This window comes from Nonomuraea sp. NPDC052116, assembly GCF_040680035.1.
Lineage (GTDB): Bacteria > Actinomycetota > Actinomycetes > Streptosporangiales > Streptosporangiaceae > Nonomuraea > Nonomuraea angiospora_A.
The window spans coordinates 264344-285729 of sequence record NZ_JBFAWA010000012.1 but is presented as its reverse complement, the minus strand read 5'-3'; the positions used below and the strand labels follow the sequence as shown (position 1 = coordinate 285729).

The 21386-nt window shown below is 73.1% G+C and carries 21 protein-coding genes; 7 read left to right on the top strand and 14 right to left on the bottom strand.

Annotated features, from left to right (window positions below):
- Positions 1-296: 296 nt before the first annotated feature.
- Both AB0L65_RS25000 and AB0L65_RS24995 read right to left on the bottom strand, forming a co-directional pair.
- The gene (locus tag AB0L65_RS25000; protein ID WP_364249283.1) at positions 297-3239 is read right to left on the bottom strand and encodes an FAD-linked oxidase C-terminal domain-containing protein; all 2943 of its coding nucleotides are present in this window, start codon (positions 3237-3239) and stop codon (positions 297-299) included.
- Between the two features lie 16 nt (positions 3240-3255).
- Positions 3256-3795 carry a DUF892 family protein gene (locus AB0L65_RS24995; RefSeq protein ID WP_364249281.1) on the bottom strand — a complete coding sequence of 180 codons (540 nt, stop codon included), beginning with the start codon at positions 3793-3795 and terminating at the stop codon, positions 3256-3258.
- A 133-nt stretch (positions 3796-3928) separates the two neighbouring features.
- On the opposite strand from AB0L65_RS24995, the gene AB0L65_RS24990 reads away from it, so the two are divergent.
- Positions 3929-4471 carry an RNA 2'-phosphotransferase gene (locus AB0L65_RS24990; protein ID WP_364249279.1) on the top strand — a complete coding sequence of 181 codons (543 nt, stop codon included), beginning with the start codon at positions 3929-3931 and terminating at the stop codon, positions 4469-4471.
- On the opposite strand, the gene AB0L65_RS24985 is transcribed toward AB0L65_RS24990, so the two are convergent.
- Together AB0L65_RS24985 and AB0L65_RS24980 are read right to left on the bottom strand one after the other, a co-directional pair.
- Positions 4450-5034, bottom strand: a complete 585-nt coding sequence (locus tag AB0L65_RS24985) for an NADAR family protein (RefSeq protein ID WP_364249277.1) — start codon at positions 5032-5034, stop codon at positions 4450-4452. The genes AB0L65_RS24990 and AB0L65_RS24985 overlap by 22 nt on opposite strands.
- An 11-nt stretch (positions 5035-5045) precedes the next feature.
- Positions 5046-6008 carry a WYL domain-containing protein gene (locus AB0L65_RS24980; RefSeq protein WP_364249275.1) on the bottom strand — a complete coding sequence of 321 codons (963 nt, stop codon included), beginning with the start codon at positions 6006-6008 and terminating at the stop codon, positions 5046-5048.
- Between the two features lie 63 nt (positions 6009-6071).
- Between AB0L65_RS24980 and AB0L65_RS24975 the strand changes: the two genes are divergently transcribed.
- Positions 6072-7283, top strand: a complete 1212-nt coding sequence (locus tag AB0L65_RS24975) for an epoxide hydrolase family protein (RefSeq protein ID WP_364249273.1) — start codon at positions 6072-6074, stop codon at positions 7281-7283.
- Here the strand turns inward: AB0L65_RS24975 and AB0L65_RS24970 are convergent.
- On the bottom strand, positions 7217-7873 hold the full coding sequence (locus AB0L65_RS24970; RefSeq protein ID WP_364249271.1) for a TrkA family potassium uptake protein: 657 nt from the start codon (positions 7871-7873) through the stop codon (positions 7217-7219). The two genes, AB0L65_RS24975 and AB0L65_RS24970, sit on opposite strands and share 67 nt — an antisense overlap.
- A complete protein-coding gene (locus tag AB0L65_RS24965) occupies positions 7866-9209 on the bottom strand; it encodes a potassium transporter TrkG (RefSeq protein ID WP_364249269.1) in 1344 nt (447 codons plus the stop codon). The genes AB0L65_RS24970 and AB0L65_RS24965 overlap by 8 nt, the downstream gene beginning before the upstream one ends.
- Before the next feature lie 221 nt (positions 9210-9430).
- Between AB0L65_RS24965 and AB0L65_RS24960 the strand changes: the two genes are divergently transcribed.
- The 4 genes from AB0L65_RS24960 to AB0L65_RS24945 all read left to right on the top strand — a co-directional run bounded on the left by AB0L65_RS24960 (position 9431) and on the right by AB0L65_RS24945 (position 12493).
- Positions 9431-9874, top strand: a complete 444-nt coding sequence (locus AB0L65_RS24960; RefSeq protein WP_350727734.1) for a CBS domain-containing protein — start codon at positions 9431-9433, stop codon at positions 9872-9874.
- 26 nt (positions 9875-9900) lie between these two features.
- The gene (locus tag AB0L65_RS24955) at positions 9901-10500 is read left to right on the top strand and encodes a TetR/AcrR family transcriptional regulator (protein WP_364249267.1); all 600 of its coding nucleotides are present in this window, start codon (positions 9901-9903) and stop codon (positions 10498-10500) included.
- A gap of 109 nt (positions 10501-10609) precedes the next feature.
- Complete coding sequence (locus tag AB0L65_RS24950; protein WP_364249265.1) at positions 10610-12031, top strand: MFS transporter; 1422 nt, start codon at positions 10610-10612, stop codon at positions 12029-12031.
- A 111-nt stretch (positions 12032-12142) separates the two neighbouring features.
- Entirely contained in the window at positions 12143-12493 is a 351-nt protein-coding gene (locus AB0L65_RS24945) for an STAS domain-containing protein (RefSeq protein WP_364249263.1), read from the top strand.
- A gap of 49 nt (positions 12494-12542) precedes the next feature.
- Here the strand turns inward: AB0L65_RS24945 and AB0L65_RS24940 are convergent, their stop codons facing one another.
- The 5 genes from AB0L65_RS24940 to AB0L65_RS24920 form a co-directional block, all read right to left on the bottom strand.
- Positions 12543-15059, bottom strand: a complete 2517-nt coding sequence (locus tag AB0L65_RS24940) for a CHAT domain-containing protein (RefSeq protein ID WP_364249261.1) — start codon at positions 15057-15059, stop codon at positions 12543-12545.
- Between the two features lie 55 nt (positions 15060-15114).
- On the bottom strand, positions 15115-15618 hold the full coding sequence (locus AB0L65_RS24935; RefSeq protein WP_364249259.1) for a hypothetical protein: 504 nt from the start codon (positions 15616-15618) through the stop codon (positions 15115-15117).
- Positions 15615-16220: a sigma-70 family RNA polymerase sigma factor gene (locus AB0L65_RS24930; protein ID WP_364249257.1), complete on the bottom strand. Its 606-nt coding sequence runs from the start codon at positions 16218-16220 to the stop codon at positions 15615-15617. The genes AB0L65_RS24935 and AB0L65_RS24930 overlap by 4 nt, the downstream gene beginning before the upstream one ends.
- Complete coding sequence (locus tag AB0L65_RS24925) at positions 16220-17815, bottom strand: S8/S53 family peptidase (protein ID WP_364249255.1); 1596 nt, start codon at positions 17813-17815, stop codon at positions 16220-16222. Before AB0L65_RS24925 ends, AB0L65_RS24930 begins: the two co-directional genes overlap by 1 nt.
- A gap of 79 nt (positions 17816-17894) precedes the next feature.
- The gene (locus AB0L65_RS24920; protein WP_350727721.1) at positions 17895-18632 is read right to left on the bottom strand and encodes a phytanoyl-CoA dioxygenase family protein; all 738 of its coding nucleotides are present in this window, start codon (positions 18630-18632) and stop codon (positions 17895-17897) included.
- 68 nt (positions 18633-18700) lie between these two features.
- Between AB0L65_RS24920 and AB0L65_RS24915 the strand changes: the two genes are divergently transcribed.
- Positions 18701-19177, top strand: coding sequence for a MarR family winged helix-turn-helix transcriptional regulator (locus tag AB0L65_RS24915; protein WP_364249297.1), 477 nt, complete (start codon positions 18701-18703; stop codon positions 19175-19177).
- Here AB0L65_RS24915 and AB0L65_RS24910 read toward each other — a convergent pair.
- From AB0L65_RS24910 to AB0L65_RS24900, 3 genes are all read right to left on the bottom strand, one after another.
- Complete coding sequence (locus AB0L65_RS24910; RefSeq protein ID WP_364249253.1) at positions 19137-20288, bottom strand: MFS transporter; 1152 nt, start codon at positions 20286-20288, stop codon at positions 19137-19139. The two genes, AB0L65_RS24915 and AB0L65_RS24910, sit on opposite strands and share 41 nt — an antisense overlap.
- Positions 20289-20372: 84 nt before the next feature.
- Positions 20373-20951 carry a TetR/AcrR family transcriptional regulator gene (locus AB0L65_RS24905; RefSeq protein WP_364249251.1) on the bottom strand — a complete coding sequence of 193 codons (579 nt, stop codon included), beginning with the start codon at positions 20949-20951 and terminating at the stop codon, positions 20373-20375.
- A 48-nt stretch (positions 20952-20999) separates the two neighbouring features.
- A complete protein-coding gene (locus AB0L65_RS24900; protein ID WP_364249249.1) occupies positions 21000-21344 on the bottom strand; it encodes a hypothetical protein in 345 nt (114 codons plus the stop codon).
- Positions 21345-21386: the final 42 nt, after the last annotated feature.

Here is a 21386-nt window from a genome sequence, read left to right as displayed (position 1 = left end):
CTCGCCCTGCGTACGAACAGGGGCAGCATCGGCGCGCCCGCCGCGGTGGCGGACGCGGCGGGCGCGGTGAGCAGCGAGCCCAGGACGGTGAGCAGAGCCAGCACCGCCAGCGTTCTGGTACGGACTGGCGCCCAGCGTAAGAATGTGGACATTCGACGTGACCTCGTATGAGGAAGAGGAGAAAGGATCTTTCAGGACAGACCCGACAGTTGCGCAAAGCGCTACCGGATCGCTTCCGTTGTGCTTCCTGCGGGCGGCGTACTCGCTCTGCCCGCAGGAAGCACCACGAGGGTGGCTCAGCCGGCTTCCGGGCGGGACAGCGACGTGGCCAGGAGCTCGGCCAGGTGGCGGGCCTGGCGGCCGGTGCGGGAGGCGGCGATCTGGGTGCGGCAGGAGAAGCCGTCCGCGAGAATCGCCTGGTCAGGGCCCGCCGCCCGGACGGCGGGCCAGACGGACTCCTCCGCGCAGGCCACCGAGACGTCGTAGTGCGAGCGTTCGAACCCGAAGTTCCCGGCCAGGCCGCAGCAGCCGGCGTCCAGGACCTCCGTGCGGATGCCGAAGCGGTCGAGAACGGCGCGGTCGGCGTCGTACCCCATGATGGCGCTCTGGTGGCAGTGCACCTGCGCCACCGCCTCCCCGCCCGGGGAGGCCGGGCGCCAGTCGGGCGCCCGCGACTCCAGCAGCTCGGCGAGCGTCAGCGTGCGCTCCGACAGCAGCCGCGTGTCCGGCGTGTTCAGCAGCTCCGGCCCGTCGGCGCGGAACACGGCGGTGCAGCTCGGCTCCAGCCCCACCACCGGGATCCCGGACTCCGCCCACGGCCGCAGCGCGCGCACGCTGCGGGCCAGCACCCGCCGCGCGACCCCGAGCTGTCCCGTGGAGATCCAGGTCAGCCCGCAGCACAGCGCCACCGGCGGCACGTGCACCTCGAACCCGGCCGCCTCCAGCACGCTCACCGCCGCCTGCCCGATGTGCGGGTCGAAGTTGTTCGTGAACGTGTCCGCCCACAGCACCACCTTGCCCCGCGTGCCGGGCCGCGCCGGGCCCCGCCGCTTGAACCAGTCGGTGAAGCGCTCGTTCGCGAAGCGGGGCAGCTCCCGCTCGGCCGCGACCCCCGCGACGGCCTTGACCAGCTGCGACAGGACCGGCGTGTGCGCCAGGGCGTTGAGCGGGCCGGGCATGGCGGAGGCGAGCGCCGCCCACATCGGCATCCAGCCCATGGAGTAGTGCTCGCGGGGCCGGATCCGGCGCCGGTAGTGATGGGACAGGAACTCGGCCTTGTACGTGGCCATGTCGACGTTCACCGGGCACTCGGACCGGCAGCCCTTGCAGGCCAGGCACAGGTCGAGCGCGTCGCGCACGGCGGCCGAGCGCCAGCCGTCCGTGATCAGCTCGCCGCGCACCATCTCCCCCAGCAACCGGGCCCGTCCTCGCGTGGAGTGCTCCTCCTCGCGCGTCACCCGGTAGCTGGGGCACATCACCCCGCCCTCGAAGGTGTCCTGGCGGCACTTGCCGATCCCGACGCACCGGGTGGCGGCGTGCCCGAACCGGCCGTGGTCCCGCTGGTAGTCGAAGGACTTCTGCCGGGGCTCCAGCGGGTAGAAGTGCCGCTGGGCGAGGTCCTGGTCGAGGCGGTTGGGGTGGACGACCTTGCCGGGGTTCATCCGGTTGCGCGGGTCGAAGATCGCCTTGAACCGGCCGAACGCCTCCACCACCTCGTCGCCGTACATGCGCGGCAGCAGCTCGGCCAGCGCCTGCCCGTCGCCGTGCTCCCCCGACAGCGAGCCGCCGAAGGCGGCCACCAGGTCGGCCGCCTCCTCCGCGAACGCCCGGAATCGGTCGATCCCGTCGTCGGTGTGCAGGTCGAGCGGGAGCCTCCCGTGCACGCATCCCTGTCCGAAATGCCCGTACAGGGCCGAGTCCGCGTAGCCGTGGCGGCGCAGCAGCTGCTCGTAGTCGCGCAGGTACGTGCCCAGCCGCTCGGGCGGCACGGCCGCGTCCGACCAGCCCTCGTACGTCTCCCGCCCCTCCGGCGGGTACGCCTCCACGCCCAGGCTGGCCTCGCGCCAGCGCCACAGCTCGTCCTCCTTGGCCGGGTCGCCGAGGAAGCTGTGGGTCGCGTGCTGCCCCACGTCGCGCATCAGCCCGTGCGCCCGTTCGAGCGCCTCCTCGGCGGTGTCGCCGCCGAACTGCACCAGCAGCCACCCCCGCCCCTCCGGCAGGTCGCGGAGCGCGAGATCGTCGGGACGCTCCTGGCGGGCGAGCCGGCACATCCGGTCGTCCATGGCCTCCAGTGCCAGCGGCCGGTGCCCGGCCACGGCGGGGACGGCGTCGGCCGCCGCGAAGATGTCCTCGAAGCCGAGCACCGCCAGCGACCGCGCGGCCGGCCTCGGCACCACGGCCAGCTCGGCGCGCAGCACGGTCACCAGCGTGCCCTCGCTCCCGACGAGCGCGCGGGCCAGGTTGAAGCCGTTCTCGGGCAGGAGCTGGTCGAGGTTGTAGCCGGAGATGCGCCGCTCCAGCTTGGGGAAGCGGGTGCGCACCAGCTCCATGGTGTCGTCGCGCAGCTCGCGCAGCTGCCGGTAGAGCTGGGCCGGCCGCCCGCCCATGGCCTGGATCCTGGCGTACTCGTCGTCGTCGGTCGGTCCGACCCACATGCGCACGCCGTCGTAGGTGAGGATCTCCAGCCGCAGCACCGACTCCGACATCTTCCCGTACGCCTGCGCGGACGCCCCGCACGAGTTGTTGCCGATCATGCCGCCGATGGTGCAGGTCGGATGGCTGGACGGCCGGGGCCCGACCATCAGGCCCTCCGGCTCCAGCACGTTGTTGACCGCGTCCAGCACCGCGCCCGCCTGCACGGTGATCCGCCTGCCCGTGACGTCCACGGACTCGACCGCGCCGCAGTGCTTGGACCAGTCGATCACCACGGCCACGTTGCAGCACTGCCCGGCCAGGCTGGTGCCGCCGCCCCGCGACAGCACCGGCACGTCGCGGGAGCGGCACGCGGCCACCGCCGCCACCCCGGCGTCGAGCGTGTAGGGCACGACGACGCCGATGGGCACCTGCCGGTAGTTGGAGGCGTCCCGCGCGTAGGCGGCGCGGCTGCCGGTGTCGAACCGGATCTCGCCGTCGACCGTCTCCTCCAGCCGCCGCTGCAGCGGCTCCACGTCGATCTCGAGCTGCCGGCGCGGGCGCGCGGCCGGTGTTCTGATCAGGCTGTCCATAGCTTCGTCCGCCATCGTCCGCCGCCCGGCCCTAGACGCCGAGCAGATCGGTGAGGTCGTCGGCGTGCTCTTCTTCCTCTTCGAGGATCGACTCCATGAGCCGCCGCGTCGTCGGATCGCCCTCGCCCAGCCAGCGGATGATCTCCTGGTAGGTGGAGATGACGATGCGCTCGGCCCAGAGGTTCGCCTCCAGCAGGCCGCGCAGGTCCGTGTCGGCGGGGACCTGGTAGTCGGTGTGGGAGCGCTGCACGAGGCTGGCGGGGTCGAAGTCGGGCTCCCCGCCGAGCTGGCTCACGCGTTCGGCGGCGCGCAGCGCGTGCTGCAGCTCCTCCTGCGCGTGCTCGGTGAACTCCGCCGACACCTGCGCCCGGTCGATCCCCTTGGCCGAGATGGCGTGCCTGGTGTACCTGAGCCAGCACACCACCTCGGTCGCGATGACGTCGTTGAGGATGTTGATGACCTTCTGCGGGTCGTGTCCGAAGGTGCCGGTGATCGGACCTTCGTTCATCTTCTGGCGCACCTGGTCACGGATCCTGCTGACGTCCAGCACGAAGTCGTCGGTGTGGCTCATGTCTGTCCTGTCCTTCCCCCGGCAAGGAGTTCCCCCAGGTCAAAGGTAACTTTGCGGGACGTCGCAGGCGGGCTGCGACACCCGGGGACAGTCACGTCGAAACCCGGTTGACGGGCGCGGGATCATGGCGGTGATGGACGAACGACGCTTGATACGCGTTTCCAAATACCTGGCCAGGCACCTGCGGCACGACCCGGGGCGCATCGGCCTCACGCTGGACCCGAACGGGTGGGTGCCGGTGGACACGTTGCTACGGGCGGCGGCCGAGCACGGGTTCCCGATCACCGCCGCGGAGCTGTGGAAGGTCGTCGAGGCCAACGACAAGCGGCGCTACGCGATCGAGGACGGCCGGATCCGGGCGAGCCAGGGGCACTCGGTGCCGGTGGATCTCGACCTGCCCGCCGTGCGGCCGCCCGAGGTGCTCTATCACGGCACCGTGGGCCGTTCCCTGGCGGCGATCAAGGCAGAGGGCCTGCGGCCCATGAACCGGCACCACGTGCACCTGTCGCCCGACCGGGAGACGGCGACGCGGGTGGGGGCCCGGCGGGGCGTGCCCGTGGTGCTGGTGGTCGCGGCCGGGGCGATGCACGCCGGCGGGCACGAGTTCCGGGTCAGCGCCAACGGGGTGTGGCTGGCCGACCACGTGCCGCCCGGCTACCTGCGGTTCCCCTCCTGACGGCGGGCGCGCAGGGTGTCGCGGGCGACCATCAGCGCGAAGCCGAGCAGGTTGGCGCCCTGCCACGCGGCCGGTGACGCGGCCCGCTCGTCCGAGGCCGCCAGCCCGATGCCCCATACCCGGTCCAGCGGGCTCGCCTCCACCAGGACCCGGCCCGACGTGCCGAGCAGGAACTCCGCCAGGTCGTCGTGCGCCCCGAACTTGGCGACGTTGCCGCGCACCACGATGCCGAAGCGGTGGGCGTCCCACGTGGGCTCGTCGAAGCCCCGTACGGTCCGGCCCAGCGCCTTGGCCTCGCCCGGGTGGCCGGCCTCGAGGATCTTGTCCGCGCTCTCCCCGTCGCCGAACAGCCACGCCTTGTGCGCCATCATGTAGTGCTCGGCCGAGGCGTACGTGTGGCCGTCCTCCGTGAAGGTGACCGGCCACCACTGGCTGAGGCACCCCGGTCCGACGCCGCCGTCGCGGGCGGGCTGGTGGCCCCAGAAGTACAGATATTTGACGTTCCGGCCGGATCGCTCGGCGGCGATGGCCTCGTCCACGGTCATGGGAAGTTCGTCGGACATGTCCCCATACCTTACGCTCGCGAGCCCGCTCTCATGAGGCGGTCGGCGACCTCGCGCAGCACCGGCGCCAGCTCGGGCGGGTCGAGCACCTCGAAGTCGAAGCCCTTGGCCGCGACGTGGATCGCCAGCTCCTCCAGCGAGTTGGAGCCGGCCTCGAACAGGCACGTGCGCTCGTCCACCGCCGCCAGCCGCCCGGCCCCCGGCGAGGTGCGCGGCGCGACCGCCTCCATGGGCGCGTGGAAGAGGATGCGCGCCCGGTAGCGGTAGGGCGCGGAGGTGATGGCGCGCGAGACGTACGCGGCCGCGTCCTCCTGCGGCACCGCCCGCGGCGCGAACCGGGCCCCCGGCTCCCCCAGGGGATCCTCGATCCGGTCCACCCGGAACGTCCGCCAGTCCTCCTTGGCCACGTCCCACGCCAGCAGGTACCAGCGGCGCGGCGTGTGCACGAGCCGGTGCGGCTCCACCTCGCGCGCCGTGACGCCGTCCCGCCCCCGGTAGCGCAGCCGCAGGCGCCGGTGGTCGCGGCAGGCGGCGGCGAGCCCGGCCAGCACGTCGGCGTTCACCTCCGGGGCCGCCGCGCCCGCCAGCGGCACCGTCGCCGCCTGGAACGCGCTCACCCGGTGCCGCAGCCGCGACGGCAGCACCTGGTGGAGCTTGGCCAGCGCCCGCAGCGCGACCTCCTCCAGCCCGGCGACGCTGCCGGTCGCGGCCGTACGCAGGCTGATCGCCACGGCCACCGCCTCCTCGTCGTCCAGCAGCAGCGGCGGCAGCGCGGCGCCCACGCCGAGCCGGTAGCCGCCGGCCACGCCGGGGGTGGCGTCCACGGGATAGCCGAGCTCGCGCAGCCGCTCGATGTCGCGCCGCACGGTGCGCAGCCCGACCTCCAGCCGTTCGGCCAGCTCGGCGCCGCTCCAATCCATGCGCGACTGGAGCAGGGACAGCAGGCGGAGCAGCCGCGCCGAGGTCTCCAACATGAGGATGATTCTGCCGGACATCGGTGCCAGGACCTGTCACCAATCCCTTCTACTGTCGCGGACATGACGAACAACGGCATCACCGCCTATCGCATCGACATCCCGCAGGCCGACCTCGACGACCTGCGCGACCGCCTCCGGCGTACGCGCTGGGCCCCCGAGCTGCCCGGCACCGGCTGGGAGCGCGGCGTGCCCACCGGCTACCTGCGCGACCTGGCCGCGTACTGGGCCGACGGCTTCGACTGGCGCGCCCAGGAGGCGGCGCTGAACGCGTACCCGCAGTTCACGACCACGGTCGACGGCGCGGACGTGCACTTCCTGCACGTCCGCTCCGCCGAGCCGGAGGCCACCCCGCTGCTGCTCCTGCACGGCTGGCCCGGCTCGGTCGTCGAGTTCCTCGACGTCATCGGCCCGCTCACCGACCCGGTCGCGCACGGCGGCGCCGCCGAGGACGCCTTCCACCTGGTCATCCCGTCGCTGCCCGGCTACGGCTTCTCGGGCCCGCTGCCCGGCGCCGGCTGGACGGACGGCCGCACGGCGGCCGCGCTCGTGGAGCTGATGTCCCGGATCGGGTACGAGCGCTACGGCGTCCAGGGCGGCGACGTGAGCGCCTTCATCGCTCCCCTGATGGGCCGGGCCGCGCCGGACCACGTCATCGGCGTGCACGTCAACGGGCTGCTCACCTTCCCCGACCCGGCCGTGATGGGCTCGCTGAACGAGGCCGAGCAGGCGCGGATGGCCGGGATGCGGGAGTGGCAGGACAAGCTCGGGGCGTACATGCAGCTGCACGGCACCCGGCCGCAGACCCTCGCCGCCGCGCTGCACGACTCGCCGGCCGGGCAGCTCGCCTGGATCGTGGAGAAGTTCAAGGACTGGACGGATCCCGAGGCGAAGCTGCCCGAGGACGCCGTGGACCGCGACCGGATCCTCACCGACGTCGGCATCTACTGGTTCACGCAGACGGCGGGGTCGACGGCGCACACGTACTACGAGCGGTTCAACGACTTCAGCGCGTGGGCGCCCAAGGAGCGGGGCACGGTGCCCACCGCGGCGGCCGTCTTCCCGACGGACTTCTCGGTGCGCCCGCTGGCCGATCGGGTGCACAACGTGGTGCGCTGGACGGAGTTCGGCCGCGGGGGCCACTTCGCGGCGCTGGAGACCCCGGACCTGCTGGTGACGGACCTGCGCGAGTTCTTCGGCCGGCTCCGTCAGGGCAGCTCGGCGAAGCGCTCGACCTGCTCGGTCCGGCCGGAGACGAGGACGACGTCGCCGTAGGACAGCTCGGTCTCGGCGGTGGCGTAGGTGAACTCCTCGCCCGGCGCCTTGACCGCCACGATGGTGACGCCGTACTTGCGGCGCAGGTTGGAGCGGCCGAGCGGGACGCCGACGTATTCCTTGGGCGGGGTGGTCTTGGCCAGCGCGAAGTCCTCGTCCACCTGCATGTAGTCGAGCATGCGCCCGCTCACCAGGTGGGCCACCCGCTCGCCCATGTCGTGCTCGGGGAAGACGACGTGGTGGGCGCCGATGCGGCTCAGGATCCGGCCGTGCTGGGTGCTGATCGCCTTGGCCCAGATGTCGTTGATCTCCAGCTCGACCAGCAGCGACGTGGTGAGGATGCTGGCCTCGATGTCGCCGCCGACGGCCACCACCGCCTGGTAGAAGTCGGGCACGCCGAGCTGGCGCAGCGCCTCCATGTCGGTGGCGTCCGCGGTCGCGATCTGCGTGATCCGCCCGGCCAGGCTCTGCGTGACCTTGGGCCGGTGGTCGATGGCCAGGACCTCGGTGCCGCGCCGGGTCAGCTCCAGCGCCAGCGACGTGCCGAACCGGCCGAGGCCGATGACCACGACGGGGGTGTTGTCAGCCAACGATGACTCGCTCCTCGGGTAGCTCGTAATGTCGGGAGCGCTGGTTGAGCGCCAGCGCGGAGCCCATGGTGAGCGGGCCGATCCTGCCGATGAACATCAGCACCGTCAGCAGCAGGTGGCCGGCCACGCCCAGACTCGGGGTGATGCCGGTGCTCAGCCCCGCCGTGCCGAACGCCGCGACCACCTCGAACAGCACCTGGTCCAGGCCGTGCGGGGTGAGCGCGAGCAGCACGTACGTGGACGCGGCGACCAGCGTGACGCCCAGCACCGTGATCGTGACGGCCTGGCGCTGCGTGGCCTCGGGAAGCCTGCGATGGCCGATGTTGACCCGGCTCTCGCCGCGCACCTCGGCCCAGACGACGAACGCCAGCAGCCCGAACGTGGTCACCTTGAGCCCGCCCGCCGTGCCCGCGCTGCCGCCGCCGATGAACATCAGCACGTCGGTGGCCAGCCAGCTCGACGGGTACATCTGGGAGATGTCCAGGGTGTTGAACCCGGCCGAGCGCGGCATGACCGCGGCGAAGAACGCGGCCAGCAGCTTGCCGGGGTCGTCGAGCGCGCCCAGCGTGCGGGGGTTGCGCCACTCGGTCATCAGGAAGACCAGGGTGCCCAGCACCAGCAGGGTGACGCTCACGCCCACGGTGACCCGGGTCAGCACGCTCCACTTGCGCGGGTGCCGCCAGGAGCGGGCCAGCTCGAACACCACGGGGAAGCCGAGCCCGCCGACGATGACCGCGAGCGCGACGGTCAGGCAGATCCACGGGTCGGCGACGAACCGCATGAGGCTGTCCGGCCAGAGCGCGAACCCGGCGTTGTTGAAGGCCGTGACCGCGTGGAAGGCGCCCAGGTAGGCGGCCCGGCCCAGCGGCTCGCCGTATCCGATGGCGAAGCGGGCGGTGAGCACGACGGCGGCTACGGCCTCGCACACGAGGCTGAACAGGACCACCTTGCGCACGACGCGGCGCACGTCGCTCATGCTCAGCGTCTTGGTCTCCGTCTGCGCCGCGATCCTGGCCCGCAGCCCGAGCCGGCCGGAGACGAGCAGGGTGAACAGGGTGGCCATCGTCATGATCCCCAGCCCGCCCACCTGCACGAGCCCCGCGATCACCACCTCCCCGAACACCGACCAGTGCGACTCGGTGTCCACGATCACCAGCCCGGTGACGCAGACGGCCGAGGTGGCGGTGAACAGGGCCACGACCCAGTCGGCGGGCGCGCGCTCGGTGGTGGCGATCGGGAGGGTCAGCAGCACGGTGCCGATCCCGATGGCCAGCACGAACCCGGCGGCCACGACCTGCGCCGGATGCCGGAAACGGGTCAAGAACGACGGCATCATGCTCATCACCTGGCCCCGCCACACAGGTCACGCATCGAGAGCGCCTCCCCCGTCGAACCCCAGCCGACATCCGAGCCGACCAGACTTCCCGGCGCACCGCGCACTACCGTAACAGGCCCGGGTGACGCCGGCGCACTTACGCGTCCTTGACGCGAACCCCACGCGCCCTTGACGACCCGGCGGCGGTGGGGGCGACGTAGGCTGGGCGCCGGAGGCCACTGATGCGCGCACGCGATCTCGCCGTCGACTTCCCGACGGTCACTCTGGACACCCCGGCGCTGGAAGCCGCGAAGCTCCTGGCGGAGCAGGACCTGCCGGGGCTCATCCTCGTCGACCCCGACGGGCGCCCCCTCAGCATCCTGCCCGGCACCCAGGTGCTGCGGCTGGCGGTGCCCGCCTACTGCCAGGACGACCCGGCGCTGGCCCGGGTGGTGGACGAGGCCCACGCCGACCTGTTCCTGCGGCGGCTCGGGGGCAGGACCGTGCGGGAGTGCCTGCCCGAGCAGCCGAAGGAGCTGCCGGTGGCCGACCTGAAGGCGACCGTGCTGGAGCTGGCGGCGTTGATGGCGCGGACGCGCAGCCCGCTGGTCGCCGTGGTCGACGGGGGCCGGCTGGTGGGAGCGGTCACGCTGCAGTCGCTGCTGGACCACGTGCTGGAGCTGTGACCCGCGCGGCGTCGTAGGCTGGTCGCATGGCCAAGACCGCGGCACGACAGCCCGTACCCGCCCGGCGCGCGGACGCCGAGCGCAACATCGCCGCGATCCTCGAAGCCGGCACCAGGCTGCTCAGCGCGGACCCCACGGCCAGCGTGGCGGACGTCGCCAAGGCCGCCGGGGTGGGCCGGGTGACGCTGTACGGCCACTTCCCGTCGCGCGAGGCGCTCGTGGACGCGGTGCTCGACCACGCGGTCGAGGTGGCGGACGGGGTGCTGGCGGACGACTCGCTCGACACGGCCCCCGCGCCCGAGGCCATGGCGCGGCTGCTGCGCTCGTCGTGGGAGGTGCTCGACCGGCACCGCCGGCTGTTCCTGGCCGCCGACCGGGTGCTGGCCACGGAGCGGATCAGGGAGCACCACGAAAGGCCGCTGCGGCGGGTGGAGCGGCTCATCGTGCGCGGGCAGCGCGGGGGCGAGTTCCGTACGGACCTGCCGTCGGAGTGGCTGGTGACGACGTTCTTCTCGATCATCCACGCCGCCGCGCAGGAGCGTGAGGCGGGGCGGCTCGCGCCCGAGGAGGTCGAGCTGGTGCTGACCAGGACGATGCTCTCGCTGCTCGCTCCCACCCGGCCGTAACCCTACCGGCCCTGACCGCGGGCTCTCGCGGCCCCTCAGCATGCCCTACCCACGTATGGTTCATGCGTGCTAACTTGAACACCAGTGTTCAAGTTAAGGAGGGTATCCGATGAGCCTTGATACGGCTCCCGCCGGGCGGCGCACCGGCGGATGGGGTGTGCTGGTGCTGCTGTGCCTGGCCCAGTTCATGCTGATCGTGGACATCACCGTCGTACAGGTGGCCTTGCCGACCATCGGCGAGGACCTCGCGCTCGACCGCGAGTCCCTCACCTGGGTCGTGACCACGTACACGCTCTGCTTCGGCGGGCTGATGGTGCTCGGCGGGCGGCTCGCGGACGCGCTGGGCGCCCGCCGCACGCTCCTGGCGGGCCTGGGGCTGTTCACGGCGGCCTCGCTGCTGTGCGGGCTGGCCGACAGCGGCGCCGCGCTCATCGCCGGGCGAGCACTGCAGGGGGTCGGCGCGTCGCTGCTCTCCCCCGCCGCGCTGGCCGTGATCACCACCACCTTCACGGGTGAGCGGCGCGGCCGGGCGCTCGGCGTCTGGGCGGCCATCGGCGGCACCGGGGCGGCCCTGGGCGTGCTGGTCGGCGGCGTGCTGACCGCCGGGCCGGGATGGTCGTGGGTGTTCTTCGTCAACGTCCCCATCGGGCTGGTGGTGCTGGCGGCCGTGCCCGCCCTGGTGCCGCCCGCGCGCGGGCGGGGCGAGCGGGTCGACGTGCCCGGCGCGCTGGTGGTCACGCTGGCGACGGCGCTGCTGATCTACGGGCTGGTGACGGCGGGCGACGCCGGCTGGGGCGCGGCGGGCACGGTGCTGCCGCTGGCCGGGTCGGTGCTGCTGTACGTCCTGTTCGTGGTGGTCGAGCGGTCGGTACGGTCACCGCTGATGCGCGCCGAGACCCTGGCCAGGCGGCCGGTGATCTCGGGGACGTTCGTCATGCTGATGGCGACGGGGCTGATGCTGGGGCTGTTCTTCCTCAGCTCGCTCTACCTCCAGCACGTGCTGAGGTTCAGCGCGCTGGAGACGGGCCTGCTCTTCCTGCCCGTGGCGATCGCGATCACCATCGGGGCGCAGCTCGGCGGGCATCTCATCGGCAGGATCGGCGGGCGGCCGGTGGCGGTGGCGTCCTTCGTGCTGACCGCGGCGGGGGCGGCGCTGATGACGCGCATCTCACCGGACGCGAGCGCGTACACCACGCTGCTGCCCGGCTTCGTCCTGGCGGCGCTGGGCATCGGGCCGGCGTTCGTGACGGCCACCACGACGACCATGGCGAACATCCCGCCCGGCGAGAACGGCGTGGCGTCCGGCGTCATCAGCACCTTCCACGAGCTCGGCGGCTCGATCGGCGTGGCCGCCGTCTCGACGGTCGCCGCGTCGAGCCTCGCGCCCGGCTCGGCGGGAGGCGTCGGAGGTTTCGTCGCGGGGCTCACGCTGTGCGCCGTCGTCGCGGTGGTCGCGGCGGCCGTCTCGCTGGGGCTGGTGCCGCCTGGCCGACCGGCCGCGGCGTTCGTCGGCCACGGCCACGGGCACTGACACGAACAGCCCCTTGTCGTCCGAGGAAAAACCGGGATATCGCCAACGTCTCCGGCGCATTATCCTTCATTGATGGTCAACTTAAGCCGGGCGAGAGCGGTGAAGGCATAGATGCCGCGACTGAGGCTTGCGCACCAGCAACTGCCCGGCGTGACCGTGATCGCCGTGATCGGTGAGATGGACGCCGCCAACCGCGCCCAGCTCGAGGCGTACATCGCGCAGGTCCAGCCGGCGCCCGCGGGCAGACTGGTGTTCGACCTGTCGGAGGTGCCGTTCATGGACAGCTCGGGTCTGCACGTGCTGCTGACCTGCGCCACCAACTGCCTCAAGGACGGCGGCGCGGTCCACCTGGCCGCCGTCCAGCGCATGCCCGCCCGGCTCTTCGAGCTGACCGGCATCATGGCCCACGTGCCCGTGCACGACACGGTCCAGGGCGCCATCACCGCCGCCCTGGCCTCCTAGGAACGCTCCACCCGGGCGGGCTCCGGCCGCCCGGCCGAACCTCTTGTGATCAGCCGGCGCCGAAGCACATGAACGTGGCGGCGGGCTCCCCGGCCGACGCCGCCGCCAGCGCGTCGGCCGGGGCGGCACCCTCGGCCACGCCCCGGTGGTAGGCCGTCATGACCGCCTCGGCGACGTGGTCCGGCACCCGGGTGGGGCTGGAGATGACGGTGGACGTGCCCAGATGGAGCAGCGCCGCGGTGAAGCCGAGCAGCTCGTCCCCCGCCCGCACCACCGCCTGGCCCACGTCGCACGCCGACAGGACGACGTGCCCGGGGGCCCTGCCGAGCCGCTGCAGGTCGTACGCCATGAGCGGCCCGTCGGCCAGGTCCAGGCGGGAGAAGAACACGTTCTCGCGCTCGTGGTGCCCGTGCGCGGCGAAATGGGCGAGGGACGCGCCGTCCAGCGCCTCCAGCGTGGCCGACACGGTGGCCGGCCCGCCGCTGAGCCGGCGCGCCTTGGGGTGCACGGCCGCGAGCCGCTCGACCTCCGTCTCGGCGTGGTCCAGGCCGGGCCCGGCGACCAGGACGGGCGGGCCGTCGGGCCCGTACGGCGCCCGCCCGCGCCCGGCCGACAGCCACACCAGCGCGGACGGCGCCACCACCAGGGGCCGGCCGCGCAGGTCGGGCAGCAGGCCCCAGGGCACGGCGGACAGACCCATCGTCGGGATGACGACGATCCCCCGCGCGCCGGACAACACCTGCCGCAGGGGCGCCATGACCGCGTCGGTGATGGTCGCCAGCTGCCGCCGGACGGACGACTCGATCACCTCTCTCAGCGCGGGCCGCAGGGTGCGCCCGGCCTGCGCGTTGAGGTCTCCGGCCAGCCTGCGGGCGGCCTCGGCGACCGGTTCGTACGCGCTGAGCTCGTACAGGTGGCACCGGCCGCGCACGAGCACCAGCGCCAGCAGCCTGCCCCCGACGTTGAGCAGGCTGACCATGGCATCGTCGCGGGCCGCCAGCGCCTCCTCGACCGCGCCGACGGGCGCGGGGGCCAGGCCGGGGCCGACGCCGGGGAGCTGCCAGCCGCGTTCCCTGATCACCTGCTCCAGCTCCAGGCAACGCCTGCGCAGCCCGGGTTGCCGGCGTCCCGCGGCCTCGTCGGCGCGCATCCGCTCGGCGAGCCGGCGCAGCTCGGCCAGCGCCTCGGCGGTCGCGGGGTCCTCGGGGGCGCGCGTCGGCCGGTGGCGGAACGCCTGCGCCCGGCACCGCTCCGACCAGGCGAACACCTGCCTGGCCGACCCGCCGGCCAGCGCCGTGGTGAGCCCGTACGCGGCCAGGTCCGCGCCGAGCGCGGCGACGCCGGTCAGCAGGTCGAGGCTGCCCAGCCGGCCGCGGTGCGAGTGCACGAGCGCCAGCCCGGCCCGCACCCGGCGCAGCGCCAGGCCCCGCTCCCCGTGCGCGCCCGCCAGCTCGGCGGCGGCGAGGTGCCGCATCAGCCGCACCTCCAACGACGCCCTCCGCGACCCCGCACCACCTCCCGGGGCGGCGGCTGTTGGTTCGGGGAGGCGGCCGGCGGCGATCAGGGCTCTGACCGAGACCAGCCGGGCCAGCTCGGCGTCATCCGCCATGTCGAACGCCGCGAACCCCGCCGACAGCTCCGCCGCCCGCCTGGCCACCCGCCCCGCCGCGCCCGCCTCCTCGCCGCGCAGGCGCATGAGTGCCGCGCGCAGCGCCCACGCCGTGCTCCCCCGGCGCCTGAAGTGCGTCTCCGCGCGCCGCGCCCGGGCGCGCGCCTCGGCGAGCCGGCCCGCGTCCAGCGCGCACTGCGCCCGGGCGAGCTCGGCCTCGGCGTAGTCCTGCATCAGGCGCTGCCTGCGGAACCCGTCGATGGCCCGGTCGAGCACGCGCCCCGCCTCGTCCGTCAGGCCGACCGCCAGCAGCGCCCTGGCGCGGTCGAGCGCCAGCACCGGGCGGAAGCCGGGGTTGACGTCCTCGTAGAGCCGGTCCACGCGGGCGAACACGGCCAGCGCCGCCGGCACGTCGCCGAGCAGCAGGTCGCAGTAGCCGTCGTTGTGCAGGGCCTTGGCCGCGATCACCTCGTGCCCGTGGGCGTGCGCGAGCTGCGCGCTGCGGCGCGCGTCGTCCCTGGCCAGGCGGATCCGACCGGCCATGAGGTGGATGACCGACCGGTTGAGCAGCACCCTGGCCAGCTCGACCCGGTCGCCGTCGGCGAGCAGGGGCGCGGCGATGTCCAGCTCCCGGAGCGCCTCGGTGCCGGCGCCCATGCGCAGGTGCATCAGGCCACGCTGGGCGTGCACGATGGCCAGCTCGGCCGGTGGCGCGCGGCGCTGGGCCCGGTCGAGCAGCTCCATCCCGAGCTCGGTCCGCCCCTGCTCGGCCTCGGCATGCGCGAGGCTGGTGAGCACCCGGGCGACCAGGCCGTCAGGCCCGTCGCGGTCCTCAGCCGCTGATCCGCCTTCAGTCGCCGATTCGAGCAGGGTGAGGGCCCGGCGGAGTCTGCGGGCGGCCAGGGCCGGGCGGCCGTCGTCGGTCGCCTCGACGCTGAGCCGGTGCAGGCGTTCCACTCGCTCCCGGAGCGACGCTGCACGCCCACTGTCCCGCAATCGCGCCTCGCGGTGGTCAGAGAATGAGTGAGGGCGTCACCGCCAGTATCGTCGCCCGCGCCGGATCGTCCAGTCCCTGGCGCACCACGAGTTGCGACAGGCCACGCGGCACCGCGTCCAGGACGAAGCGGCCCTGGTCGTCGGCCCTGACCGTGCGCGGGCCCTCACCGGTGCGCAGCTCGACCAGGTGGTCGCCCGGCGGCGCGAGCCAGCCGTCCACGCGTACGGCGTCCTCGTCCCGCGCGGTCACGCTGATCATGATCGTGAGGACCTCGCTGTCGAAGGTGATCGTACGGCTGTCCTCGCCGCCCCGGACGCCCGCCGGCAGCGGGGCCTCCTCCTGCGGGCGGAGGATCTCGAAGTCCAGCTCAGGGGATTCGAGGGCCAGGGCGAACTGCAGGCGTTCGACCAGCGTGGCGGGGACCGGGTCGACGGTGCGGTAGACGTCGGCGATGTCCTCGATGAGGAGCTGGTCCTCGGCGGTGAAGGGGGGAGGGTCGGTCCCGTCGGCCGGGTTCATCGGGGGCTCCAATCGGGGTCCTCCGCGAGCAGGCGGCGTAGCTTCGCGAAGCACCGGCCGCGCGTGGGTCCGATGCTGCCCATCGGCATGCCCAGAGCGGCGGCCACGGCGTCGTAGTGCGGACGAGGCACGAAGGCGATGATCCTGAGCAGCTCGGCGCACCGTTGGGGCAGGCTCTCGACGGCCTGCCAGAGCGCGCGCCGCCGTTCGTCGTGCACGAGGAGCTCGTCCGGCGTCAGCACGGGGTCGGGCAGCTCCTCGAACGCGTCGTCGCCCGGCAGGTCGTCCTTGCGCGAGGAGGCGCTGACCCGCCACGCCTCGCGCCGGGCGGTGGTGACGAGCCATTCGATCAGCGCGCCCGGCGCCGAGATGGTGTGCAGGTGGCGCAGCAGGATCAGCCAGGTCGTCTGGACGACGTCCTCGGCCGCCTGCGGGCTGAGGCCCTGGTTCCTGGCGGTGTGCCAGAGCACGGGCGTGAGCTCGGCGACGATGGCGTCCAGCGCGCCGCTCTTGCCCTCCCGGGCCTCGACCAGCAGGGCGGCCAGCCGGTCGCGGCGCCGGCCGGGAGCGGGCGCGCGTTCGAGTGCGGGGTCGCCGGTCATCAGATGGGGACGATTTCCGGCCGTACGGCTTTGTCGTCGACCATCGCGTCGACGACCTGCCTGGCCCGCTGGACGGGATCGACGCCGACCTGGCCGAGGGTCTTGGTGAGCTCGGCGGCGATGGTGCCGGCGACGATCGGGGCGGCGAACGACGTGCCGCTCCAGCCGCAGAACGGCCCCACGGCGTCGCAGTCGAGCGAGGCGCGCTCGCCCGTGGTGAGCATCGCGTTCTGGGCGCCCCTGAACTTCGGCGGGAACGTGCTGACCACCATCGCGCCGGGAGCGCGCCACCGGACGGCGGGGTGCTCGTTGCTGAAGATGGCGATCGTGCCGTCGGGGTTCTTGGCGGCGACGCCCAGCATGGGTGCCAGCGGCGGGCCGGGCACGGCCGTCTCGGACAGCGCGGCGAGGTAGAACGGCCTGGTCGTGGCGTAGTTGCCGGCGGCGTTGACCACGATGACGCCGCGTGCCCGCAGCTGGTTGACCTTGTCGAACAGCGCCTGCATGGCCGGGTCGCCCGCCTCGGAGAAGCCGCCGAAGGAGCAGCACAGCACGTCCACGGCGGTCCCGGAGGCCATGAGCGCCAGCAGCCGGTCGAGCGCCGCGTGCACGGCCTCGAGGGGGACCACGCCGTCGCTGTGCATGACCTTGTACATGAGCACGCGGGCGTCCGGCGCGATCTGCGCGACGAGGCCGGCGAGCATGAGGCCGTGCCCGGTGTGGGAGTTCAGTACGCCGATGAGCGGGTTGGGCAGCTCGCCGAGGTCCTCGTAGCCGACGAGCCTGGCGACGTCGCGGCCCTGGTAGGCGGGGTGGGAGTCCTCGATGAGCTGCTGCCCGGCCGGATCGACGGTGAGGAAGGCGTCGGGGTCGGTCACCGGCCTGAACCAGGGGTGCTCCGTCACGCCGGTGTCCAGCGTGACCACCGTGATCCTGCGCCCGCCGAGCTGGGCGAGCGACCTGCGGCGCGGCGGCCCGGCCACCACGGTCACGGGCACGCGCCCGTACCCCGGCCGGGCGCTCGTCTGCGGCTCCTCGATCACGGCATGGCCACTGGTGGCGGGCTCGCCGCCCAGGCTGAGCGAGCCGATGCCGCTCGTGGCCGAGCCCACGAACAGGTGGTCCAGCGAGATCGTGGCGAGCACCGCCTTGAACGGCCACCCGTCGGACTCGGCGCGCAGCGCCCTGCGCACGACGCGGAGGGCACGCCAGGCGTCGACCTCGACGTCCTGCGCCTCCTTCTGGATCTCCAGCACGCCGGGCAGCCAGACGGTCTCGCGCCCGTAATCCCGCTCGCGGGCGCGCCTGACGCTGACCGGCGACAGCTCCAGCTGGATCCCGGACAGCGCCCGGTCGATCCAGGAGACCACCTCGTCGGAGCGGAGCGCCTGCCCGGGGAAGAGCAGCACGTCCGAACGGTAGACCGTGGAGTCGGGCCGGCGCTCGCCCGGGTCGAGGGGGACGTCCCAGGGGTCGAGGATCCTGGCGCCGTGCCGGTCCAGGATCTCGCGGGGAAGCGTGATGCCCTGCCAGGGCGGCCCGAATCGTTCGGAGCCGCCCGATGTAGCTGGTTCGCGGATGTAGTCGATGCTCATCTCACCGTCTCCGTTCTTCCCTCTGTGGCGTACGAGAGCGGCGCCTCCGCCTCGATACGAGAGGTCGATAACGGAATGGTCACGATCCCGTCGGGTCGATCCCGCGGAGCATCATGCCCTGGCCCCGGGAGCGGTGGACGTCGTCGGCGGGCTGGTCCTCGGGGTCGCGGTACTGGATGAGCAGGGTCGTACGCGCCTCGTCCGCCCGGTTGACCCCGGACCCGTGCACGGTGAGATAGCTGAGGAACAGCACGTCCCCGGCCTCCGCCTCGACCGGGACCGCGGCCTCCAGCGGCCACTCCGCGAGCGGCAGGTGCCACCCGCCCGCCTCGAGGTGCGGCAGCGGCCCGTACCTGTGGCTGCCCGGCACGACGCGCACGCACCCCTTCTCCTCGGGCGCGGCGTCGAAGTGGAAGATCGCCGCGCCCATGGTGTGGCGGGTGTGCGGGAAGTGCGCGGCGTCCTGGTGCATGGGGAACGGCGAGCCCTTCTCGGCGGGCTTGACGAAGATCTTGGTGTGGTGGAGCTGCACGTTCTCCGAGCCCATCAGGGCCGCGGCGACGTCGGTGAAGCGCGGATCCACCATGAGCCGGGCGAAGGCGGCCGAGTGGAACTGCGCGTCGTGGCAGTGCCGCAGCTCGGTCCCCGCCCCGCCGATCTCCCGCGCGCTCCCCCACGTGGGGTCCGTCGGGCGCAGCCGCGCGAGCACCGCGTGACACTCCTCCCGGTACGCCCGCGCCTCAGCCGCGCCGAGCAGCCCTTTGACCAGCAGGTAGCCGTTGTCCTGGTAGAACCGCACCATCGCCGAATCGGTCATCGCACCCTCCCGCGCGCCGTGCCGTCCCCTGGGTGATTCCCATCCTGCGGGTGCGGGAGACTGGCGGGGTGACCACCGAGAACGCCGATCGCCCCGGTCCGCCCGTGACCAGCCCCTCGATCGTCCTGCTCACGCTGGCGCGCCGCATCGAGACCGAGCTGGCCGCCGCCCTGGCCCCGCTCGACCTCACGGTCAGCCGGCTGGGCCTGCTCGGTCACATATCCGGCGTGCCCGGGGTGTCGTTCAGCGAGCTGGCGCGGATGTCGGGGACGACGGTCCAGAGCGTGCACACCGCGGTGAAGGCGCTGGTCGCGGCGGGGCTGGCGCGCGACAGCACGGCCCGCGCCGGGTCGGCGTCGACGATCGAGCTGACGCCCGAGGGCGCGCGCCTGCTCGAGGCGGCCACAGGCGTGGTGTCCCGGGTGGACGACCTGCTGTTCGGGCCGGAGGCCGACCCGATCCAGCGCCAGATCGCCGACGCCGTCCACGCCGCCTTCGCGGGGGTCAGGCCGGTACGCGGGAGCGACGCCAGGCGTACGAGCTGACCGCGATGCCCGCCACCGTGACCACGGCGGCCACGACGTAGAGGGAGCGCAGCCCGAGCCCGCCGTCGATGACGCGCCCGCCGAGCCAGGCGGCGAAGGCGGCGGCCAGCTGGTAGGCGGAGGCGTTCACCGCCATGGCCAGGGTGGGCGCCGCCGAGGCCGTGGCCAGCACGCGCGCCTGCATGCCGGGGATGACCGCGAACCCCGCCGCGCCCAGCACGAACACCATGACCGCCGTCACCGGCATGCTGCCGCTCCCGGCCCACATCAGGACGAGCACCGCCGCGAGCGCCCCCAGCAACCCGAGCTGCGCGGCCATCGGCGCCCGGTCCGACAGCCGGCCGCCCAGGAAGTTGCCCACGGCCGCGCCCACCCCGTACACCAGCAGCAGGGCCGCCACCGCGCCGCCGGCGAAGCCGGTGACGTCCGTGACCAGGGGCGCGAAGAAGGTGAACACCATGAGCAGCCCCGCGTTGCCCACGGCCGTGACCGCGATGGCGAGCCGCACGTCCCGGTCGCGGAAGACGCGCAGCTCGCTCACGGCCGAGCCCCCGCCGGACGGCTCGCGCACGTCCGGCACCAGCCGCGCGACCAGCGCGAACCCGGCCGCGCAGCACGCCGCGACCACCAGGAACGTGGCCCGCCAGCCGTGGGCGTTCCCGATGAACGTGCCGATCGGCGCGCCCAGGATCATCGACAGGTTCATGCCGAAGACGAGCTTGGAGACGGTGGACGCCTGCTTGCCCGGCGCGGCGGTGGAGACCGCGATGACGATCGCGTTGGCGAAGAACGTGGACGTCACCAGCGACGTGACGACCCGGGCCGCGAAGAGCACGCCGTACGCGGGGGCGAGCGCGGAGGCCAGGTTCCCGGCGATCGTGATCCCGAGCAGCACCAGGATGAGCGGCTTACGCGGAAAACGGGCGGTGAGGGCCGTCAGCACGGGCCCGCCGACGATCATCCCGATGGCGTACGCCGTCACCAGCAGCCCGGCGGCCGGGATCGAGACGGCCAGGTCGGTGGCGATGCCCGGGAGGATGCCGGCGATGACGAACTCGCCGGTCGTTATCCCGAACACGCACCACATCAGCGACGGCACACTGAGCCTCATCGATCTTCGCTCTCTTTCTTTACAGATCAGTACAGAACTAGGGCGGCAAAAAGGCCGCGGCTCCATGAACCGCGGCCAGGGCTGCTACAGGGCGGCGACGGCCCCGTCGACGACGTCGAGGAGGGCGTCCCGGTCGCCAGTGACCTTGGCGAGCACGCGCAGGCCGTAGTAGGCGCTCTGGAACGCCCGCGCCACCTGCCGCGGCGGCCGGTCCGACGACAGCTCGCCCGTGCTCTGGCCGATCTCGACCAGCCGCTGGAGCGCCTGCTCCAGGTCGGTGAACTGCCGCCGCACCAGCCCCGCGACCGCCTCGGTGCGCCCGCTGGACTCGGTGGCGGCGTTGAGCGCCAGGCAGCCGCGCCGGCCCGGGTCCGCCATGTCGGCGTCGATCACACCGAGCATGAGATCCCTGAGCCGTGCGCGCACCGACCCGGGCTCGGCCAGCATCGCCAGCTGCGCCTCGGCCTTGGTCTCGGCGTAGCGGCGGATCGCCTCCTCGTAGAGGCGGTGCTTGCTGCCGAAGGCGTTGTAGAGGCTGCCGCGGCCGAGCCCGGTGCGCTCACACAGGTCCTGGGTAGAGGTCGCCTCGTACCCCTTCTCCCAGAAGACCTCCATCGCGGCGTCGACGACCGCCCGATCACTGAACTCCCGTGGCCTGCCCATGGGAGGAGGTTAGCGGATTTTGTACAGACCAGTAAAGAACTGTCCGGGCTAGGGCGTGGTGGCGCAGTACTCACCGCTCAGGCTGCTGGCGCGCATGCACACCCGGTCCCCGCCGACCAGCACCAGGGCGGGCCGGAAGTCCCCTTCGAGCGCGGTGCCGGCGATGGACGTCGTGAGGGAGCCGGGGGTGAGGACGCCGTTGACGGTGAAGGTGAAGGCCGCCGTGGTCGGCGCGGGCTCGATCGTGAACCAGTAGTAGCGGTCACCGGGCACCCCGCGAACCTCCTGGCAGACGGGCCCCTCCGGTGGGCAGGTGACGCTCGCCTGAGCCGGGGACGGCCCCCCGAACGAGAGGATCCCGGCGGCCACGGACACGGCGAGGGCACGGAGCATATTTCGTCACCTTTTCTTCCTCAGGAAACCCGGACCCTCATC

What these genes read in the sequence shown, in the direction of transcription:
- AB0L65_RS25000 (WP_364249283.1), bottom strand. Translation starts at nt 3,239, where the DNA reads ATGGCGGACGAAGCTATGGACAGCCTGATCAGAACACCGGCCGCGCGC.
- AB0L65_RS24990 (WP_364249279.1), top strand. Translation starts at nt 3,929, where the DNA reads ATGGACGAACGACGCTTGATACGCGTTTCCAAATACCTGGCCAGGCAC.
- AB0L65_RS24985 (WP_364249277.1), bottom strand. Translation starts at nt 5,034, where the DNA reads ATGTCCGACGAACTTCCCATGACCGTGGACGAGGCCATCGCCGCCGAG.
- AB0L65_RS24960 (WP_350727734.1), top strand. Translation starts at nt 9,431, where the DNA reads ATGCGCGCACGCGATCTCGCCGTCGACTTCCCGACGGTCACTCTGGAC.
- AB0L65_RS24975 (WP_364249273.1), top strand. Translation starts at nt 6,072, where the DNA reads ATGACGAACAACGGCATCACCGCCTATCGCATCGACATCCCGCAGGCC.
- AB0L65_RS24925 (WP_364249255.1), bottom strand. Translation starts at nt 17,815, where the DNA reads ATGAGCATCGACTACATCCGCGAACCAGCTACATCGGGCGGCTCCGAA.
- AB0L65_RS24935 (WP_364249259.1), bottom strand. Translation starts at nt 15,618, where the DNA reads ATGAACCCGGCCGACGGGACCGACCCTCCCCCCTTCACCGCCGAGGAC.
- AB0L65_RS24950 (WP_364249265.1), top strand. Translation starts at nt 10,610, where the DNA reads ATGAGCCTTGATACGGCTCCCGCCGGGCGGCGCACCGGCGGATGGGGT.
- AB0L65_RS24905 (WP_364249251.1), bottom strand. Translation starts at nt 20,951, where the DNA reads ATGGGCAGGCCACGGGAGTTCAGTGATCGGGCGGTCGTCGACGCCGCG.
- AB0L65_RS24995 (WP_364249281.1), bottom strand. Translation starts at nt 3,795, where the DNA reads ATGAGCCACACCGACGACTTCGTGCTGGACGTCAGCAGGATCCGTGAC.
- AB0L65_RS24920 (WP_350727721.1), bottom strand. Translation starts at nt 18,632, where the DNA reads ATGACCGATTCGGCGATGGTGCGGTTCTACCAGGACAACGGCTACCTG.
- AB0L65_RS24945 (WP_364249263.1), top strand. Translation starts at nt 12,143, where the DNA reads ATGCCGCGACTGAGGCTTGCGCACCAGCAACTGCCCGGCGTGACCGTG.
- AB0L65_RS24965 (WP_364249269.1), bottom strand. Translation starts at nt 9,209, where the DNA reads ATGATGCCGTCGTTCTTGACCCGTTTCCGGCATCCGGCGCAGGTCGTG.
- AB0L65_RS24980 (WP_364249275.1), bottom strand. Translation starts at nt 6,008, where the DNA reads ATGTTGGAGACCTCGGCGCGGCTGCTCCGCCTGCTGTCCCTGCTCCAG.
- AB0L65_RS24900 (WP_364249249.1), bottom strand. Translation starts at nt 21,344, where the DNA reads ATGCTCCGTGCCCTCGCCGTGTCCGTGGCCGCCGGGATCCTCTCGTTC.
- AB0L65_RS24930 (WP_364249257.1), bottom strand. Translation starts at nt 16,220, where the DNA reads ATGACCGGCGACCCCGCACTCGAACGCGCGCCCGCTCCCGGCCGGCGC.
- AB0L65_RS24910 (WP_364249253.1), bottom strand. Translation starts at nt 20,288, where the DNA reads ATGAGGCTCAGTGTGCCGTCGCTGATGTGGTGCGTGTTCGGGATAACG.
- AB0L65_RS24955 (WP_364249267.1), top strand. Translation starts at nt 9,901, where the DNA reads ATGGCCAAGACCGCGGCACGACAGCCCGTACCCGCCCGGCGCGCGGAC.